The organism is Citrobacter sp. Cpo071, assembly GCF_030332765.1.
In the GTDB taxonomy this organism is placed as follows: domain Bacteria; phylum Pseudomonadota; class Gammaproteobacteria; order Enterobacterales; family Enterobacteriaceae; genus Citrobacter; species Citrobacter portucalensis.
Window position 1 is genome coordinate 59,996 of sequence record NZ_JAOWHE010000065.1, and the last position, 18,076, is coordinate 78,071.

Sequence of the window (18,076 nt, forward strand, 5' to 3'; positions counted from 1 at the left end):
CTTAACCGAAAAAAAACGTCGTTTTCTCTCCATTTTCGCGAAGTTATTCCCAAAAACTCAGATCCTGTGCCTGTCGCTTGCCGATCTGAGATAGCGGGAATGGCGAGCTGTAATCTCAAAAACGCTCAATCTGGGGAGCCCATGGCAAAGCAACATCGTTTATTTGCCCATAAATCGGAGTTGAAGCGATAGCCAGTATTCAGCGAATACCGTACATTTTTATTTGTATCCACAGCTTAAGGAATCATCATGTCCAGGCTCCGTACTTTGGCCGCGGCGGTAGTTGCCGTTGCTGCGATGACGATGTGTGCCACTCCTGTGTTGGCTAACCCCGGCAATGGCAACGGAAATGGTAACAGTGGCAACCATGGTAATAGCGGGAACAAGGGGAATAGTGGTCATAGCCAGAAAGGACACGCGGACCAAAAAAATAACGCACAATCAGAACAGCGTAAAAATTATGGTAAGTCGGACCATGTTGATAGTGACATCAGCTATAACGTGGCCAGGCAGTATGCCGTCAGATACGGTCTAACGGGCTATAAGTCACTGCCTCCAGGTATTGCCAAAAATCTGGCGCGAGGAAAACCGCTTCCTCCGGGGATCGCCAGGAAGAGCGTTCCGCCATCAATGTTGAATCAACTTCCGTATTACCCGGGCTATGAATGGCAGGTTATTGGCGATAATCTGGTGCTGATTGCACTGAGCACGGCGATTGTCACCGCTGTTATTAATGGTGTGTTTGATTAAGGTTCAACGCTATGTCCAGACGAAAGGCCATGTTATTAACATGGCCTTTTTGTTGTGCATTATTCACTAAGGATCACCCGCATAGTCAAAGAATTATATTTTGCATATTTCCCAGTTAATATCTGATAGTTCCGACATGGATCACAATCGCAGTTAAATAAGTTGGCTTGCCGTTGGAGCATCTCCATTATGTGCCTTTTCTTAACAAGGATTACGTTTTATGAACATTCGGCCTCTCCTCGCCTTCACTTTTATCGGAATATTGTGGGGTGCGGGATCTTCACAGGGACAAGCAAAAGAGTGGAATAAAGAACCTGTGGCTGTTTTACAGCAGGGTGCTGAGGCGGGGGATGCGCAGGCGCAGTTTGTGCTTGCAACCGTGTACTTAAAAGGTAAAGAGGTAGAGCAGAATTTCAGTAAAGGCAGCGAGTGGCTGACCAAATCGGCTGAGCAGGGTAATGCGAGTGCCCAGCATCTGCTTGCACTGATGTACTACGAGGGCAAAGGCGGCCTGAAAGATGACAAGAAAGCGGCCGAATGGTTTAGCAAAGCGGCGGCCCAGGGGAATGTCGATGCCCAATACTATCTCGGTGTGCTGTATTTCGAAGGTAAGGGCGTGCAGCAGAATGACAAGAACGCTGTTGAATGGCTGACACGTGCGGCTGAGCAGGGCAATCTCGATGCGCGTTATCTGCTCGCCTTAGTCTACTTTGATGGTGAGGGCGCGCGCTGGTATGACGGTAAGGTCATTGAGTGGTTTGACAACGAAGTCGGAAAAGGCAATAAGCAGGCCGTCGAGTGGTTAAGCATTGCTGCCGAGCGCGGAAACTATCATGCCATTGAGTGGCTCCATCGTGCGGTTGAGAAGGGCAATCCTGACGCAAAGCGTTTCCTTGAAAGTAAGGCGTCGCTATTAGAGGGCTACAACACCGTTAAGTCATTGAGTAAAGCGGCTGAACGAGGGGATGCCAAAGCGCAGGGATTACTGGGCAGAAAGTACTTTGAAGGTGATGGTGTCGGTCTGGATACTGACAAAGCTTTCGCGCTGTTTAAACAGTCCGCCAGCAAAGGGGACGCGCTGGGCCAGAGCATGCTCGGCGCGATGTATTACCTTGGCGAGGGGGTTGGCGTGGCTCAGGACCACAAAAAAGCGTTTGAGCTGTTTAATCAGGCTGCTCTTCAAGGGGATATGCTGGCCCAGGGCATGCTTGGCATGATGTACGCAAAAGGAGAGGGAACGGTCCAGGACAGTAAAAAAGCGGTGGAGTGGCTGGAGAAAGCCGCGGCCCAGGGAGATGCAGGCTCGCAGAAAGATCTTGGCTTGATGTATTTAGAAGGTAATGGCGTCGCTCAGGATGATAAAAAAGCCGCTGAGTGGTTTGAACAGGCCGCAAGAAAGGGAAATGCGGAAGCTCAGGGGATGCTGGGAACCATGTACCTTGAAGGCAAAGGGGTAACTCAGGATTATGCTCAGGCGTATATCTGGAGTGCGGTGGCCTTTGCTAATGGGAATTCTGATGCACAAAATGGACTGGATATCGCGCAGAAGAACCTGAATCCGACAGCCCTGAAAGAAGCTGACGACAAGGCCAGACGCTATTTCGAGCAGCATCGAAATCAATCGGCCCTGTAACGCGCTCGGTTGCACAGTATGGTTTTACGTGAGCCTCTTCGTTAAGAGGGGGAGGCTCACAAACCGTACAGTTTTATTTTTCTATAGAGCGTGGCAATGCTGATCCCCAGTTCTGTCGCGGCTTGTTTTTTCCCCTCAACGCTTGAGCCGAATCGCTGGATGACGTTTTCGATAGCTTCCCTTTCCGCCTGTTTTCCTTTGCTGGCAAGCTGACGGGGTTGCGCGGTCATCGTCGTTTTCCTACCGTCAGCGGCGGTGAGCAGGTAAGGGGGAAGATGGCTGGCGTTGATCCCGGCGGCTTCTCCGCGCATCACAAAAATGTATTCGATCACGTTGCGTAATTCACGAATGTTGCCCGGCCAGTGCCAGGCATAAAGGCGGTTAATAACGTCATCAGGCAGTTTTTGCGGTGGTCGCTGGTAACTGACCGAGAACTCATCGGCAAAATACTGTGCGAGGACCGCGATATCAGCCCGGCGTTCACGCAGGGAAGGGAGTACCAGAGGGACCACGTTCAGGCGATAGAAAAGATCTTCGCGAAACTGATTATTCTCCACCATCGCATTAATGTTTTTGTTAGTTGCAGCAATAATGCGCACATCAATATTGATGGTGTTATTAGAGCCAACGCGGGTGATCGCCTTTTCCTGCAAGACCCTGAGCAGCTTGGCCTGCAGATGCAACGGCATATCGCCAATTTCATCCAGAAACAGGCTGCCGCCGTTGGCCAGTTCAAATTTTCCCATTCGTCCTTTGGGATCGGCCCCGCTGAATGCGCCACGAACATAACCAAACAGTTCGCTTTCCAGCAGTTGTTCGGGGATAGCCGCGCAGTTGATTGTCACGAAAGGCGCGGCTTTACGTGGACTGCTTTGGTGAATGGCAAAAGCCACGACCTCCTTCCCCGAACCACTTTCCCCGGTGATGAGCACGCTGGCGTAACTGTTGGCGATTTTACCGATGGTGCTTCTGAGTTGCTCCATTGAGGGAGAGTGACCAATCAGTCGCACCTGCATGTCGGACTCATAAGGGGATGGAGTAAGGTTACTCAGGTAGTCGTGTGCATCACGAAAGATAACCATGGTTAAGCGATCGTTATCCTGCGAGGAGAGCGAAATTTGTTTGCACAGTATATGATGTTTCTGACCTTCAAGCGTCAGCCACGCTTCTTCATCGCCATACAGGCTATCTCCGGTTGTTTCAATGGTCAGTGGTAATCCCTGAACCTCACGGTTGAGGATGCGATCGGCTGAATGATTGGCATGCCAGATAAGCCCCTTGCCATCAATTGCCACCACGCCGCGGTCCATAGCATCGATCAGACGCCGAAATGCGCCAAGCGTTTCCTGCGCGCGTAAACGCTCCAGGCATTCAAAGACCTTACTGGAGATCATTACGGCGATTTGCTCAATAAAGGTGACAAATTTATCAATCTGGCTCAGTAACGTGTCACGCTGTGCCTGGGTTGAGCAAATAATCCCGATCACGCCAATCACGCGATTATTGAGAAAAATGGGTGCGTTCAAATCCAGCATTTCAGAACAGTAGTGGTGTTTTTCACATAACTGACACAGCGGATGCTCGCCGGGATTTTTGATCAGTACCGTTTCTCGCACCTGCAAAACGTGACGATAGATGTAGCCATTTTTGGCCACGTTCTCATTGAGCATATGCCGATATTTCCCGGTACCCGCGATGCGCATTAAAGATTCATCAATGATTTCAACGTCCGTGCCCGTTATGCCAGAAATAGCGTCGGCATAATTGCATATATCATCCTGAATATTGCTGAGTACTGAAATCATGGTACTTCTCCGGCAGTGTGTCGCATTTCTCAAGGAAAATGATAAATAGGCGAAGCAATGCAAAAATGATTTGCGAAAAATCAATCTATCACGCTGTTTTTGGATGTTTTTCTTATTTTATCTTCAGCGATCACACTATTTATCAATAATGAGAATTTATCAAAATGAGGCGATAAACTGACGCAGTGATATTTTTGGTGTCAATTTTTATTTCTATTTAATTTATTGAAATTAAAGCCTTTATTAAAATATTTATAAGAATTTACTCGGTTAATAAAAAGCTGGTAAGCATTTTGCTCTATTGCCAATACCGATAACGGAAATATCTCTGTATTTCACCGATTACAGGGAATGAAATACCAGGACAATGAGGTTTTATGATGCTGGAAAACTTATCATTTTTTATTAACCAGACACCGTTTACCGAACATCCGAACGCGCCGTTGGCACCGTTTAGCCGCCAGGAACTGGTAAAAGCGTTGAATTTTCATCGGTCTATTCCGGGCTACGCGCCGACGCCGCTGTATACGCTACCGGCGCTTTCACAAAAACTGGGCGTTAAAAATATCTACCTCAAAGATGAATCTCAGCGTTTTGGCCTGAAAGCCTTTAAAGCGCTGGGTGGCTCCTATGCGATGGCGTGCCATATCGCTGAATTAGTTGGTAAGGATATCAGCGAACTGCCGTTTGACGTGATGACCAGCGAAGAGGTACGCCACGATCTGCAAACCGTCACGTTTGCCACCACTACTGATGGCAACCACGGTCGCGGCGTGGCATGGATGGCGCGCCAACTGAAGCAAAACGCCGTGGTGTATATGCCGAAGGGCTCTTCGCAGCAACGTCTGACCTCTATCCGTAACGAAGGCGCTACCGCTGAGATCGTCGATATGAACTATGACGATGCGGTTCGTATGACCGCAGAACAGGCCGAAAAGTATGACTGGATTGTGGTGCAGGATACCGCGTGGGAAGGATACGAAAAGATCCCGCAGTGGATTATGCAGGGCTACGGCACGCTGATGCTGGAGGCGATAGATCAGCTGCATCAGGTTGCGCCGACGCACATTTTTGTGCAGGCAGGCGTCGGCTCGTTTGCCGGAATGGTGCAGGGAATGGTGACGGCAGCCTGGGGGGAGAATCGCCCGAAAGTGATCGTCGCCGAAGCGTTAATTGCCGATTGCCTCTACCGCTCAGCCCGTTCGAAAGAGGGAGATGCCATTGCGGTGGGCGGTGATTTACAAACCGTGATGGCCGGTCTCGCCTGCGGTGAAGCGAACAGTATCGGCTGGAAATTGCTGCGCGATTATGCCAACGCATTTGCCTCCTGTCCTGATGAAGTTGCAGCGTTGGGCATGCGCATGTTGGGCAACCCGCTGGCAGGTGATCCACAGATTATTTCGGGTGAGTCAGGTGCGGTTACTACCGGTCTGCTGGCGCTGCTGATGACCTCGCCTGAACTGGCGCAAACGCGTGAGCAACTGGGGCTGGATGCGCACTCTCGTGTGCTGTTAGTCAGCACCGAAGGGGATACCGACCCGCAACAATATCTGGATATTGTCTGGGGCGGTCAGTACCCGGGCATCAACAAATAATTCCCTGATTGAGAGATATAACGGAGAAACCCATGTTATCTGCAAACCGCATTGAAGAAGTCATTAAAAACTGTCAGGCGCTGATCCAACAAAAAAGTTATTCCGGTCAGGAAGGGGAAGTGGTTAATGCCATAAAAACAATGATGCAGCATTACCAATTCGATGACATCCACGTTGATAAGTACGGCAACATTGTTGGCGGCATTGTCGGCAACCAGCCGGGGAAAACGCTGGTTCTCGATGGACATATCGATACCGTGCCGGTGAATGAAGAGAAGTGGTCCCGCAACCCATACGGCGGCGATATTGAAGATGGCAAAATTTATGGTCGCGGCACAACAGACATGAAAGGTGCCGTGGCGGCGATGATCTCCGCCGTGGGCTTTTTCGGTCAGGACAATCAGCGAAATTTTGCCGGGAAAATCTACGTTGCGTGCATCGTGCATGAAGAGTGTTTTGAAGGTATTGCTGCCCGCCTGGTCAGCGAGCGCTATAAGCCAGACTACGTGATTATCGGTGAAGCTTCCGAGTTAAACCTGAAAATTGGTCAGCGTGGCCGTGCTGAGATTGTGGTCGAAACCTTTGGTAAGCCCGCGCACTCCGCTAACCCACAGGCGGGGATTAACGCGGTGTACAAAATGGCGCAATTGATCGACAAAATTCGCACGATCACGCCGCCGACGCATCCGGTTCTGGGGCCTGGCATTCTGGAACTGACCGACATTAAATCTTCGCCGTACCCGGGAGCCTCGGTGGTACCGGATTACTGTCGCGCAACCTACGATCGCCGTTTGCTGGTGGGTGAAACCAAAGAAAGCGTGATTGCTCCGCTGGAAAATGCGCTTGCTGAACTTATTGCTCAGGATCCGCAGTTTAAGGCCCGAGTGTCCTACGCGGTGGGTCAGGAGTCTTGCTATACCGGCGCCACGATTGAGGGAGAGCGTTTCTTCCCCGGCTGGGTGTACGACGAGTCCGACGAATTTGTGCAGGCAGCGTTAGTGGGCATTCGTGAGGCTGGCTTTAATCCAACCATTACGCAGTACTCATTTTGTACCAACGGTAGCCACTATGCGGGCGAAGCGGGAATCAAAACCATCGGCTTCGGTCCTTCACGAGAAAACCTGGCACACACCATTGATGAGTATATCGAGATCGATCAGTTAACCGGCTCAGCCAGCGGCTATTACAGCATCATCCAGACACTCTATCGCCAATAAAAATAAAGATAACCACCTCTTACCTTACAGGCGGTGTCGCTCAGCAGCACCGCCATGGAGAATAACGATGAAAACCATTTTCAAAAACGGAAATGTAATCGATGGGACGGGCAGTGAAGGCAGGATTGCCGATGTGATGGTTGATGAAGGACGTATTGTCGAAATCGGTCAAATTGAGGTTGGCATCAATGAACAGGTAATTGATGCAACAGGAAAAATTATTTGCCCTGGCTTTATTGATACCCATACGCACTCTGACCTGTCGGCCATTATTAACCCCGCGCTGTCGGCAAAAATTCGTCAGGGTATCACCACCGAACTGTTGGGCCAGGATGGCGTCGCCTTAGCACCGCTACCTGAAGAATATATTCCAGCCTGGCGTAAAAATATCGCCGGGCTGGACGGTGACACCGACAAAATTGACTGGAAGTATAAAAATACAGACGGTTATCTCAATCTGCTGGCATCACGTCATCCGGCGACAAACCTCGCGTATTTAGTTCCTCATGGCAACGTGCGCATGGAAGCGATGGGTCTGGATGGGCGTCCTTCGACCCGTGAAGATGTGGCGAAGATGTGTGAAGTCCTTGAGCGGGAGCTAAAGGCTGGGGCATTTGGACTTTCCACAGGACTTATCTATATGCCTTGCGCCTTTGGTGATACTGCCGAAATGATTGAACTGTGTAAGGTCACGGCGAAATATGACGGGATCTTTGTGGTGCATCAGCGCAGTGAAGCTGACGATATTATCAACTCAACCCAGGAACTGATTGATATCGCCAAAGCCACTGGCGTCTGGCTACATATTTCGCATATGAAGGTTTGCGGCAAGAAAAACTGGGGGCTGATCGACCAGATGCTGGGCATGCTGGAACAGGCGCAGGAAGAGGGAATTCGTATCTCTTTCGACCAGTATCCGTATGTGGCGGGCAGTACGATGCTTGGCGTGATCCTGCCGCCCTGGGTTCACTCCGGTGGTACGGACAAATTACTTGAGCGTCTCGCCTCGCCCGAACTGCGCGCCAAAATGATTGATGATATTCAGCAGGGTATTCCTGGCTGGGATAACTTTATTGATTTTGCCGGTTTGGACCAGATTTTTGTCACCAGCGTAAAAACGGCAAAAAATCAGGATGCTGTCGGTTTGAACCTCGTCCAGTTGGGCGAGCTGCGCGGAAAAGATCCGTACAACGCCACCTTCGATCTGCTCTTTGAAGAGGAAAACGCCGTGGGGATGGTCGACTTCTACGGTACCGAAGAGCACGTGATTAAGTTTCTCTGTCGACCTGAGCAAAACGTCTGTACCGACGGCTTAATGGGGGCTGGCAAACCGCACCCGCGCGTGTTTGGCGCATTCCCTCGCGTACTCGGTAAATATGTCCGTGAAGAGGGATGTCTGAGCTGGGAAGCGGCAATCCGCAAGATGACGGGAAAACCTGCTGAAGTATTGGGTTTGCAGGATCGCGGACTGCTGAAGGTGGGTTATGCAGCGGATATTGTGATGTTCGATCCGAACACAATTACGGATAAAGGCACTTTTGTGGAACCCAATCAGTACCCGGAAGGGATTGAAATTGTCATGGTTAATGGGCGCATTGCCTTAATCAATGGCACGGAAAGTTATGCCTGTAGCGGTACGGTTATTAGAAAACAATATTAATAAATAACGCTAAACACGCATGGATCTATCGCGACTATTTATGGCCGCGGTAGATCACTACACCCTAAGGACATCACAATGAACCTACAAACGTCTTTACCTTCAGGTAAACCCAAGACCTGGAAAGCAAGATATACCGTCCTGACCCTGATCTGGCTGGCGTGGCTGCTCTCTTTTCTCGACAGAATGGTGATGAGCGTTTCGCTCCCTTATATTGGCAAAGATTTAAATCTTGATACGACTCAACAAGGTTTAATTATTAGCGCCTTTTTTATTGGTTATGCTGCCTTTCAGATTCCCGGTGGATTACTGGCGGATAAATTTGGCTCGCGCAAAATCATGGCCATTGGTATTGCATGGTGGTCTGTGTTCACCAGCTTAACCGGCGCTGTGCTGACGCTGCCGCTGATGTTAGCAGTACGATTCTTTTTTGGTATCGGTGAGGGATGTTTCCCGTCGGCCTCATGGAAGATGATATCAACCTATTTCCCGTCGAAAGAGCGTGGTCGCGCCACGGCGATTCAGTCAACGGTTAACACCTTAGGCCCAGCGCTGGCGGTAGTTGTGGCGGCAAGTATCATCGGGGCATTTGGCTGGCACATGGTTTTTATCGTGCTGGGTATTCCCGGTCTGTTTATCGCGGCAGGTATCTACTTATTTACACGTGACAACCCGAAAGATCACCCTGCCATTACGCAGCAAGACCTGGCTGAGCTGGCTGCTGACGATCAGGGGAGCCTGCAAAACACCAGTGCTATCGCGTTTAAAGACGTACTCAAAATGCCAGTGCTCTGGCAAATGGCCAGTATCTGGTTTTTGTTTGATATTACCTTCTGGGGTTTTTCAACCTGGCTACCAAGCTACCTGATTACCGTACGAGAGTTTTCTCTGGCAAAGACCGGTGTCATGGCGGCCATTCCCTTCCTGTTCGGGGCTGGCGGAACATTATTAGGCGGTTATTGCTCAGACAAATTCAAACCCCAGCGTAAAACGCTGTATGTCGTAACCTCTGTTATTGCCGCGGGATTCCTGTATCTGACTTTCAGCGTGAGCAGTGCAGATATGGCGGTGGTTTATCAGTGTGTCTCAGCCCTGTTCATGTTCTTTGCCATGGCGACGTTCTGGGGCATTCTGATGGATACGATCCCGAGCAACATCATGGGGCGGGCATCCGGTATTGTTAACTTTGGCGGCCAGATGGCGGGGGTTGTATCAGCGCCTATCATCGGCTGGCTTATCCAAAGTAGTGGCGGAAGCTATAACAGCGCCTTTATCTTTATGATTGCTGCACTGTTGTGCTCAGCTGTCGTTACACTGACAGTCAAAAGCTCGCAGGCAGTGGGAGCGTTGCCCAGTAAAGCCTGATTAATGTCTCTCTCTTGTGGCTCTGCTGTTCCAGAGCCACATTAAGGATGACGGAAATAAGTGATTTAGAGCCTATCCCATTAGGCTCTTAGTGGAAACTCAGGAATCGGTTTGAAAGAAATGCAGAGGATCTTTTAATCGTTTTCTCTAAGGAAAACAGTATAGGGTTTTGTAAACTACAAAAATGAGATGTTTTGTTATCTCTTTTATCTATAACAGGAAAGGGGTAAAAAACCTTATTTTTAGGGAAGCATTCTGTATAAATGCTCATATGGTTTAATACTTCGCTGTTCAATGGTTTGGCCTTGTTACATATCTCGTTGGCGAATGCGCTGCATTTGCTGCAATTACAACGACATGCAGAATAGTCAGTCGAGATGAGGGAATCATTATTGCCAATGTTAAATCCTAGCTTTCCTCGCCGGATATAAGCATCCATTATTCCACTGGCTTCATATTTTAGCAGTAATCCCTCCCGTTCACTCCGCGTTAAAGATGGCGATAATATATAACTCAGCAACAAGGTAGTTCTTTCATTTATGGATGGATATAGATTTAACTTGTTGATCTGTTTCGTCTTAATGATGAAATAGGACGCGATGACAAAGCCAAGGCATCGAGCGGTACTCATCTGCAGATCCCAGTTGTCTTTTTGTACGGTATATTCGTAAGTTACAGGCATGAGTGAATGTTCGTACGCTAGAAAGTCGGCAATAAACTCCATGGTCCTGATATACGGAAGTTGGTTGCCATTCATCTTGATGTATTGATGCTGGCAACACATCAAATGAACCAATTCATGAAAGAAAACGAAGTTCATAAAAGAGCGGGCGGTGTTAAGAGATACCTCTACTGAATGTATGTCAACGCGATTGGCTATAATACATAGCGCTGTATCGGCTAAGGCTGTGTGTTTAAATATGGAGGCAAGATCGAGACTGATGTTTAAGTTGTATGTTCCTGCAACAATAATTACCCATGAATAGAATCTGTGATTAATTGCAATATATGCAATATCTTCGTGGATAACTATCTGGATTAATGGTTCATTTTCGTTCACAAAACCCCATACGGTTTTGTTCACCGGGATGAGTGAGTCTTTACCCAGCCAGGCTTCGATCATCAAATCCAGCTCAGTAAATGAGTACCATGTAATATCGGTATCATTATTGTCAGGTGAACACCAGGATTGATAAGGCCAGGCGTCAGGCATTGTGTCAGGGAATACAACATTGTTTAATGATTCTCGTATTTGATTCATTTTGCTATACGCCATCAATCAATTGCTTTGCTTACTACCAGAAGAGAAGCGTAACTTACTGTTCTGGTAACCTATTTTTCTCCTTAGAATGTGAAAGTGGTGCTTTTAACGTTGGCCGGTTTTTCTTCCCGCCAGGTTGTGCCAGTGTACGATCCTTCTGGATTTACAGTTTCTCCAAAATTCAGGTTAGTAAAATTGTTATCACCCGAAAGTATGAAAAATGCTCTATCTTATTTTTTTAGCAGCGCATCGATGTAACCTGGAAATTTGAAAATGCGCTGTTTCTGCTTTATTTAAGCATAAAGACAAGTGTAGGATAATTTCATATAGAAATAAAATTAACAAAAAACTGTCGTAGGCAACGTATTGAAAAATAATATTTGTTTGTAATGTAAAGTTGCTGGCATAGAAATGTGCATGGGAATGTTCAACGTAAGCGGCTATTTGATAGCGGCTTTCCACCATGCCACCCTAACGGAATGATCGTCAGATGAGGGGGGGGCGTATTTTTACGGTTCTAATGCTTACTACCCTATTGATATTAATAACTTTGCTAAGAATGAATCCTAATAAATGAAAGACCTGTCCTACATGTGTAGGAATTTTCCTTTGTGTTGTGTTAATGATTTGATATTTACAAAGGTTCAAAGTTTAATTTTTGTAAATCAAAATGTTGTTTTTATGATTTATTCATTCGAATTATGAAAAAATAATAAAATATACGCGTGGCTATGCTAGAATTTTCCTCTTAAAGTCTTGCGTTTATAAAACATAATATTGAAGACTCATCTGCTCTATAGCCATCGCCTCTCTTTATTTATCGGGATTCTTATACGCAATGAACGCGATAATCGTTGACGATCACCCATTGGCTCGCATTGCCATCCGCAACTTACTCGATACCAATGGTATCGCCGTGACCACCGAACTCGACAGTGGGGATCAAGTGGTTCAAACCGTTGAAAAAACTAAACCGGAGCTGTTGATTATCGATGTGGATATTCCGGGTATCAGTGGCATCGAAGTGCTGGAGCAGCTGAGAAAGCGGCACTATGCTGGTGTAATCATTATCATTTCAGCCAAAAATGAATTTTTTTACGGCAAACGTAGCGCCGAATACGGTGCTAACGGATTTGTGAGCAAAAAAGAAGGTATGAATAATATTCTTGCCGCAATCGAAGCAGCAAAAAATGGCTATAGCTATTTTCCCTTTTCCCTTGAGCACTTTACTGGTTCATCCGTCAGCGAGCAGGATAAGCTTGATACGTTGTCGAACCAGGAAATGAGAGTATTGCGTTATATACTTAATGGCATGGATTACAGCACAATTGCCAGCAAAATGAATATCAGTAATAAAACGGTAAGTACCTATAAAAGCCGGTTGATGGAAAAATTAGATTGTTCATCATTAATGGAAATTTATGATTATGCGCAGAGAAATAAAATAGGATAGAGTAATGCTGGAACGCTTTTTTATTTTTTTGATGGTCGTCTTTACCATCGGGTTGTCTACGGGTGTAAGCTCAGCTCGGCAAGTTGAGCTAAAAAGTAACTATAATACCTCAGTGCAAAATATCGGCTTGAACAGGGAAGAAACAAACTGGTTAGCGCATAAAAAAACCTTGGTTGTTGGCACCTGGTTACCGGAAGTCTCCCCCATTGTTTATCAAAATAGCGGTGAATATTATCGGGGCGTCAACGCGGATTACCTTGCGTTAATGCAAAAGAACCTCAATCTAAAAATCATTATAAAGCAGTATGATAATGAGCAAGAGGCGCTGGCCGCGCTCGCCAATAACGATGTTGATACGCTGATAACCCAACTGTCCCGACGGCAGGATGTTGGCGGAAATCTGTTGCGCACTTCGGCATTGCTGACCACGTGGCCGACGCTTGTAACATCGCTAAAAAACACTCTGCTGCCGCTGACCTCGAACCATCAGGTTAGCGTCGCGTGTGTGCGAGATTGCCCTTTTCTCGATGTTATCCAGGGGGCTTTTCCTGAGGCTAAAGTCTCATTTTATGACGACGAGTATCAGGCTATGGCGTCGGTAGTGAATGGCGATAACCAATATTATATTGGTAACAATATCACCAGCAGCCATTGTATCTCTCGATACTTCTCACAATCACTGGTTATTACGCACTACTTTGATAAGCAAGAACAATATAATTATTTTGTCGTTAACGAAGATCAGCCTGTATTAAGAAATATTCTTGATGGTTTCATTACGTCAATCAGTAATGAAATTCATATGCAAGTCATGCAGAACTGGCTGAACCGCGGCAACCTTGCCTATCTGAATGCGCCTATTCCTTTCACCGATCAGGAAAAAGCGTGGTTGAAGAAAAAGCATGTTATCCGCATTTTAATCAACCCAGATTACTCGCCCTATACGCTGGTCGATCGCAGTGGTGAGTTACGCGGTATTATTGGTGATTTGCTGAATATTATTCATCTGCAAACGGGGCTCGATTTTGAACCCATTTTAGCTAGCTCCAAAAGTGAGCAGACAAAGCAAATAAGCGGCGAACAGTGGGATATGTATCCCACTATCACGCTAACTCATCAAAACCCGAGCAATTCGGCCTTTAGCGATCCGCTGATGAATGTGGCATTTGTGATGATCACTTCCCGTGAGGAAACCGCCGAATCGCTACTGGAGAAGCCGATACGCATTGCTTTGCCTGCCGGGCATGTGCTGGAAAGCGAGCTGAAGCAACGCTATCCGCAGGCCACCTGGGTGAATGCGGATACTGGCAGTGTTGCGATGGCCATGGTCAAGGAGGGCAGCGTTGATGCGGCAATCGCTACCGAATTGTCGGCAAGATTTATGGTCGATCATTACTACCAGAAAAATATGCACTTTTTTAGGCTTCCAGATATGCCTGGTGCGTCGGTAAGTTTTGCGATTTCTCCCCACGAGCCGATGTTGAAGTCAGTTATGGATAAAGCGCTACAGGCCATACCGCCACGTGAAATTTTGCAGATGACGGAGAGGTGGTCGAAAATTTCTAATACGCAGGTCGATTTCTGGAGTCGATATAGCAAACAGTTCTATCAACTGGGGATATTCGCGCTGCTGCTGATAGCAATTAGCCTGATCTGGGGGATCTCACTCTCCCGTGAGGTAAATAAAAGGAAACAATCGCAGCGGCTACTGGAAGAGCAGCTTCATCTCAAAGAAGCATTATCTCAAGAACTGGAAAACGAAAAGAATAAAGCGATTGAAGCAACCAAGGCCAAAAGTCGCTTTCTGGCGAGTATGAGTCATGAATTACGTACTCCGGTAAGTTCGATTGTTGGCTTTGTGGAATTACTGTCGAGTTCAGAACTCAGCCCGGCACAGCGAAAAGAGGCGATTGCCCTTACCGGGGCGACGGCCCAGTCATTGCTTGGGCTGATCGGTAAGATTCTGGATGTGGATAAGATTGAGTCTGGTAAATACCAGGTTGTTCCTCAATGGACGGATCTCTCGCAGCTCATTGAATTGCAGTGCCACTCTTTCGATGCCTTAGCCAGACAGAAAGGCATTACGCTTGCCTGCGTTAGCCAGTTGCCGGCGAACGAGCGGGTATTTGTCGATCAGCAGGCTTTGCGGCAAATTCTCACCAACCTGGTGGGTAATGCGTTGAAGTTTACCGAGCAGGGCAGCATTCATGTGACGGCCCGTTTGATGCCTGAGGGGGAGAATCACGGTACCCTGACTATTGCCATTAGCGACACCGGTTGCGGGATTAGTGAAGAGGAGCAGGCGGGGCTGTTTCAGCGTTACGCTCAGGGACGCTGCGGGCGCCAACAAACCGGTTCTGGTCTGGGGTTATTTATCTGCAAAGAACTGGTGACGTTGATGGGCGGGACGCTGGAGTTGATGAGCGTCCCGTTGCAAGGAACCACGTTTACCATAACGCTGCCGGTTGAAACGGCTCGTCAGTCGATTGTATCGGATGGCGATGCGCCCGGTACTCTGTTACCGCTTCCGTGTCTGTCTATTTTGATAGCTGACGATAATCCAACCAATCGCCTGCTGCTCAAGCGACAGTTGAATGCCATTGGCTACAGCGTGGATGAAGCGTGTGATGGGGAGGAAGCAGAAGCCAAACTGGCGAAGAAATCGTACGATCTGCTGATAACCGATGTAAATATGCCGAAAAAAGACGGGTTTGATCTTGCGGCTTCGCTACGTCGTCAACAGCCGAATTTACAAATATGGGGACTGACGGCCAGCGCACTTCCACAGTCACGCGATCGATGCCTGCAAAATGGTATGAACTTGTGCCTGTTCAAGCCTGTGTCGATTCAGACACTGACCCATGAATTGAGTAAAATCGAAACCGGTTATGCGTCTCCTTGTACAATCCGGCATTTGAAATTCAATGTGTTGACGGAAAATACCGGCGGCGATCGCGCACTGATGAACGAGATTCTCGAGACATTTCGCGAGGCAACGCTGAATGATATACAAGCGGCTGAGAAAGCCGTTCTGCAAGATGAACCTCAGCTGTTTTTGCGAGCTCTTCACCGGTTGCATGGCTCGGCGCAAATTCTGGGTATCACTGCGCTACAGAACCTGTGCGAACCTTTCGAATCCAGACGACATGACGATCTTCCTCTGGCAGTACGCGAGGAGGCATTGCAGAAGATTATTGCTGTTATGCGGGAAATTGAGATTGAGATAGACAGTCTGATTAGCCATTAATCCCCCTGATCGGGTAGCCGTAGCTGCCCGATCAGGAGAGAAAGTCCTGGTTCAACACTCCGTAGTGCTGAGTACTACTGGCCTGCGCCGATCATCTCGCTATCGACCACAATGCCATCTTCAGCACCTTTTAACACAAGGTTTGCTTCATAGTATTTACCGGAAGCCAGCAGTTTTTGCGCGCTGGCAACGGTTTTACGAGTCTGATTAAGAGGCATCAGGTATTGGGTCTGAAGCACGCTGATACCAGCCAGTTGCAGAGTATCCACTGCACCTTTCCAGTCGCCTTTGGCCATTTTGCCATTCGCTGTTTTGATAGCGGATTCTTTGGCCGGAGTCGCAATATAGTCTTCTGACAGCGCGACCGTAGCGTTAATAACCACGTACTGATCGTCAATCATCTTGGCTTTAGGCGCAGCTTTTACAAATTTCGCCCAATCTTTGCTGTCGCCTGCCAGCAGGGAAGCCGCGTCATCGGTTAATTTTTTAGCGCTGTCAGGCTGTCCATGAAACAGGGCCAGACGAGCAAGCTGAATATCACGCATCGCATTTGCGCCTTGCACTGCGACCTGCATAACATCGGCAGCTTCTTTTTGTACATTTGCGGTAGCAGCTTGCGCCGGAGTGGTTGTGGTAGCAGTAGCAGCCATCACTGGTGCTGAACCCATCATGGTTGCAAGCACACCCGCAAGAATAATCTTTTTCATTACTTTCTCCTGAATAAATTTGGTATATGTCACCAAACGCAATAAGCATATTAAATAATGTTAAAGAGAGGAATCAGAGCCAAGATAGAATAATGACCGTTTAATCCTACAAGTGTCAGATGTCTGACATGTGTAGGAATATACGCATAGCGACATTCTCTTGTTCTTATATACGCTTCCTTAGTGGAAGTCTTATCATTCCACTGTAAGTAACATATGTTGAGTGAGTAATAATTCTTGTGTCAACAGGTTACATTGCGTTTATGTATAACGGAGGATGTATGTTTGTTTTTAATCAGCGTAGCCTGAGAGCGTTTAATGAAAAAACACTCGTTCATTATAAAAAGCACGCGACGATTATGGCGATGTTGATGTTGATTTGTGGCATCTGCTGCTTGATTTATCCGATTGCTGCAGGTGTTTATTTAAGCTATGCAACCGGTTTTATGTTCCTGGTATGTGGTTTCTATTCTATTTATAGCCTGTTTAGTTCAGGTAAAAAGCAATTGAAAGCCAAATTTACCTATGCCTTTTTTGCTATCGCGTGGTTACTGCTGGGTTACTGTTTCCTCGTGAATCCTGTGATAGGCATGAATTCACTGGCAGTGGTATTTTGCTGCCTGTTTATTCTGGGGGGAATTTTTCGTATCGCCTCTGGGGTCAAACTGTTCCGTAGTCCGGGTTATGGATGGAACATTTTTATTGGTATTTTTGACCTGCTTATTGCCGGCGTATGGCTGAATATGGATCCCGACAGATCGTATGTATTTACCTCAATTTTTATTGGTGTCGAGATGATCTTTAGTTCTTTAGCTTTTATCAGTCTGCGTAGAAATGCGACGCTGGTTAAAACTGATAAGCTCGCCGATAAAAATTAATGCTAACTCTGGAGCGCATAGTGAATATTAAAATGATGGTTTCTGCGGCTATTCTTGTGACCTCTGTTATGGCACCAATGACCCGTGCTTTGGCTACTCAGGCAACGGAAGCTGCGCCACAAGATATGACCTGTAAAGAATTTGTTGATATGAGTCAGCAATACAAGACGGCAATTGCCTTTGTGATTGTTAATAAAAATTCGGACTTTAAAGGCGATGATTATGTTCCCCTGCATGAGGTGGAAACGGAAGCTGTACCGAAAATGGTTAAAATGTGCCATCAGCATCCGAATACAAAACTGGGTGAACTGGCTGTAAATCTGAAAGGTTCCGGTCTGCACTATTGATTAACCGTTTTGATAGCCTGGCTTTAGTTAGAATTGACAACCTCTGTTCCTACCCTCAGTCGTTCCTTATAAAAAATCCGCGTAATGCTTACCCTGCTATCCACGAGAAACTCGCTGGATAGCTGTGCCCGCTAATAACCGTAGACCTGACAAACGAA

At 47.4% G+C, this 18,076-nt stretch carries 13 protein-coding genes; 10 read left to right on the plus strand and 3 right to left on the minus strand.

What is annotated here, in order from left to right:
* The first annotated feature begins 249 nt into the window (after nucleotides 1-249).
* On the plus strand, nucleotides 250-750 hold the full coding sequence (locus tag OGY09_RS03435; protein WP_032944662.1) for an anti-virulence regulator CigR family protein: 501 nt from the start codon (nucleotides 250-252) through the stop codon (nucleotides 748-750).
* Nucleotides 751-970: 220 nt separating this feature from the next.
* Complete coding sequence (locus OGY09_RS03440; protein ID WP_050592542.1) at nucleotides 971-2,383, plus strand: tetratricopeptide repeat protein; 1,413 nt, start codon at nucleotides 971-973, stop codon at nucleotides 2,381-2,383.
* 56 nt (nucleotides 2,384-2,439) lie between these two features.
* Here OGY09_RS03440 and OGY09_RS03445 read toward each other — a convergent pair whose 3' ends face one another.
* On the minus strand, nucleotides 2,440-4,188 hold the full coding sequence (locus OGY09_RS03445) for a sigma-54 interaction domain-containing protein (RefSeq protein ID WP_032944660.1): 1,749 nt from the start codon (nucleotides 4,186-4,188) through the stop codon (nucleotides 2,440-2,442).
* 380 nt (nucleotides 4,189-4,568) lie between these two features.
* Between OGY09_RS03445 and dpaL the strand changes: the two genes are divergently transcribed.
* The 4 genes from dpaL (at nucleotide 4,569) to OGY09_RS03465 (ending at nucleotide 10,025) form a co-directional block, all read left to right on the plus strand.
* The gene (gene dpaL / locus OGY09_RS03450) at nucleotides 4,569-5,783 is read left to right on the plus strand and encodes a diaminopropionate ammonia-lyase (RefSeq protein ID WP_275399129.1); all 1,215 of its coding nucleotides are present in this window, start codon (nucleotides 4,569-4,571) and stop codon (nucleotides 5,781-5,783) included.
* 32 nt (nucleotides 5,784-5,815) lie between these two features.
* Nucleotides 5,816-7,000 carry a YgeY family selenium metabolism-linked hydrolase gene (locus OGY09_RS03455; protein ID WP_008785574.1) on the plus strand — a complete coding sequence of 395 codons (1,185 nt, stop codon included), beginning with the start codon at nucleotides 5,816-5,818 and terminating at the stop codon, nucleotides 6,998-7,000.
* Nucleotides 7,001-7,067: 67 nt separating this feature from the next.
* On the plus strand, nucleotides 7,068-8,660 hold the full coding sequence (locus tag OGY09_RS03460; RefSeq protein ID WP_008785573.1) for an N-acyl-D-amino-acid deacylase family protein: 1,593 nt from the start codon (nucleotides 7,068-7,070) through the stop codon (nucleotides 8,658-8,660).
* Nucleotides 8,661-8,738: 78 nt separating this feature from the next.
* Nucleotides 8,739-10,025 carry an MFS transporter gene (locus tag OGY09_RS03465; protein WP_032944659.1) on the plus strand — a complete coding sequence of 429 codons (1,287 nt, stop codon included), beginning with the start codon at nucleotides 8,739-8,741 and terminating at the stop codon, nucleotides 10,023-10,025.
* 88 nt (nucleotides 10,026-10,113) lie between these two features.
* On the opposite strand, the gene OGY09_RS03470 is transcribed toward OGY09_RS03465, so the two are convergent.
* Nucleotides 10,114-11,286, minus strand: a complete 1,173-nt coding sequence (locus tag OGY09_RS03470) for a hypothetical protein (protein WP_150388444.1) — start codon at nucleotides 11,284-11,286, stop codon at nucleotides 10,114-10,116.
* Nucleotides 11,287-12,124: 838 nt separating this feature from the next.
* Here OGY09_RS03470 and evgA point away from each other — a divergent pair.
* Both evgA and OGY09_RS03480 read left to right on the plus strand, forming a co-directional pair.
* Complete coding sequence (gene evgA, locus OGY09_RS03475) at nucleotides 12,125-12,739, plus strand: acid-sensing system DNA-binding response regulator EvgA (RefSeq protein WP_008785570.1); 615 nt, start codon at nucleotides 12,125-12,127, stop codon at nucleotides 12,737-12,739.
* A 4-nt stretch (nucleotides 12,740-12,743) separates the two neighbouring features.
* Nucleotides 12,744-15,986: an ATP-binding protein gene (locus tag OGY09_RS03480; RefSeq protein WP_032944656.1), complete on the plus strand. Its 3,243-nt coding sequence runs from the start codon at nucleotides 12,744-12,746 to the stop codon at nucleotides 15,984-15,986.
* 74 nt (nucleotides 15,987-16,060) lie between these two features.
* Here the strand turns inward: OGY09_RS03480 and OGY09_RS03485 are convergent, their stop codons facing one another.
* Nucleotides 16,061-16,693, minus strand: a complete 633-nt coding sequence (locus tag OGY09_RS03485) for a YfdX family protein (RefSeq protein ID WP_032944655.1) — start codon at nucleotides 16,691-16,693, stop codon at nucleotides 16,061-16,063.
* Between the two features lie 281 nt (nucleotides 16,694-16,974).
* Here OGY09_RS03485 and OGY09_RS03490 point away from each other — a divergent pair, with 281 nt between their 5' ends.
* Together OGY09_RS03490 and OGY09_RS03495 are read left to right on the plus strand one after the other, a co-directional pair.
* On the plus strand, nucleotides 16,975-17,571 hold the full coding sequence (locus tag OGY09_RS03490) for a DUF308 domain-containing protein (protein WP_032944654.1): 597 nt from the start codon (nucleotides 16,975-16,977) through the stop codon (nucleotides 17,569-17,571).
* Entirely contained in the window at nucleotides 17,571-17,918 is a 348-nt protein-coding gene (locus OGY09_RS03495; RefSeq protein WP_020996283.1) for an HdeA/HdeB family chaperone, read from the plus strand. Before OGY09_RS03490 ends, OGY09_RS03495 begins: the two co-directional genes overlap by 1 nt.
* Nucleotides 17,919-18,076 lie beyond the last annotated feature (158 nt).

Bases quoted from the DNA above. Each gene is read 5' to 3' on its own strand.
- OGY09_RS03435 (WP_032944662.1), top strand. From the start codon at position 250: ATGTCCAGGCTCCGTACTTTGGCCGCGGCGGTAGTTGCCGTTGCTGCG.
- OGY09_RS03440 (WP_050592542.1), top strand. From the start codon at position 971: ATGAACATTCGGCCTCTCCTCGCCTTCACTTTTATCGGAATATTGTGG.
- OGY09_RS03445 (WP_032944660.1), bottom strand. From the start codon at position 4,188: ATGATTTCAGTACTCAGCAATATTCAGGATGATATATGCAATTATGCC.
- dpaL (WP_275399129.1), top strand. From the start codon at position 4,569: ATGCTGGAAAACTTATCATTTTTTATTAACCAGACACCGTTTACCGAA.
- OGY09_RS03455 (WP_008785574.1), top strand. From the start codon at position 5,816: ATGTTATCTGCAAACCGCATTGAAGAAGTCATTAAAAACTGTCAGGCG.
- OGY09_RS03460 (WP_008785573.1), top strand. From the start codon at position 7,068: ATGAAAACCATTTTCAAAAACGGAAATGTAATCGATGGGACGGGCAGT.
- OGY09_RS03465 (WP_032944659.1), top strand. From the start codon at position 8,739: ATGAACCTACAAACGTCTTTACCTTCAGGTAAACCCAAGACCTGGAAA.
- OGY09_RS03470 (WP_150388444.1), bottom strand. From the start codon at position 11,286: ATGAATCAAATACGAGAATCATTAAACAATGTTGTATTCCCTGACACA.
- evgA (WP_008785570.1), top strand. From the start codon at position 12,125: ATGAACGCGATAATCGTTGACGATCACCCATTGGCTCGCATTGCCATC.
- OGY09_RS03480 (WP_032944656.1), top strand. From the start codon at position 12,744: ATGCTGGAACGCTTTTTTATTTTTTTGATGGTCGTCTTTACCATCGGG.
- OGY09_RS03485 (WP_032944655.1), bottom strand. From the start codon at position 16,693: ATGAAAAAGATTATTCTTGCGGGTGTGCTTGCAACCATGATGGGTTCA.
- OGY09_RS03490 (WP_032944654.1), top strand. From the start codon at position 16,975: ATGTTTGTTTTTAATCAGCGTAGCCTGAGAGCGTTTAATGAAAAAACA.
- OGY09_RS03495 (WP_020996283.1), top strand. From the start codon at position 17,571: ATGCTAACTCTGGAGCGCATAGTGAATATTAAAATGATGGTTTCTGCG.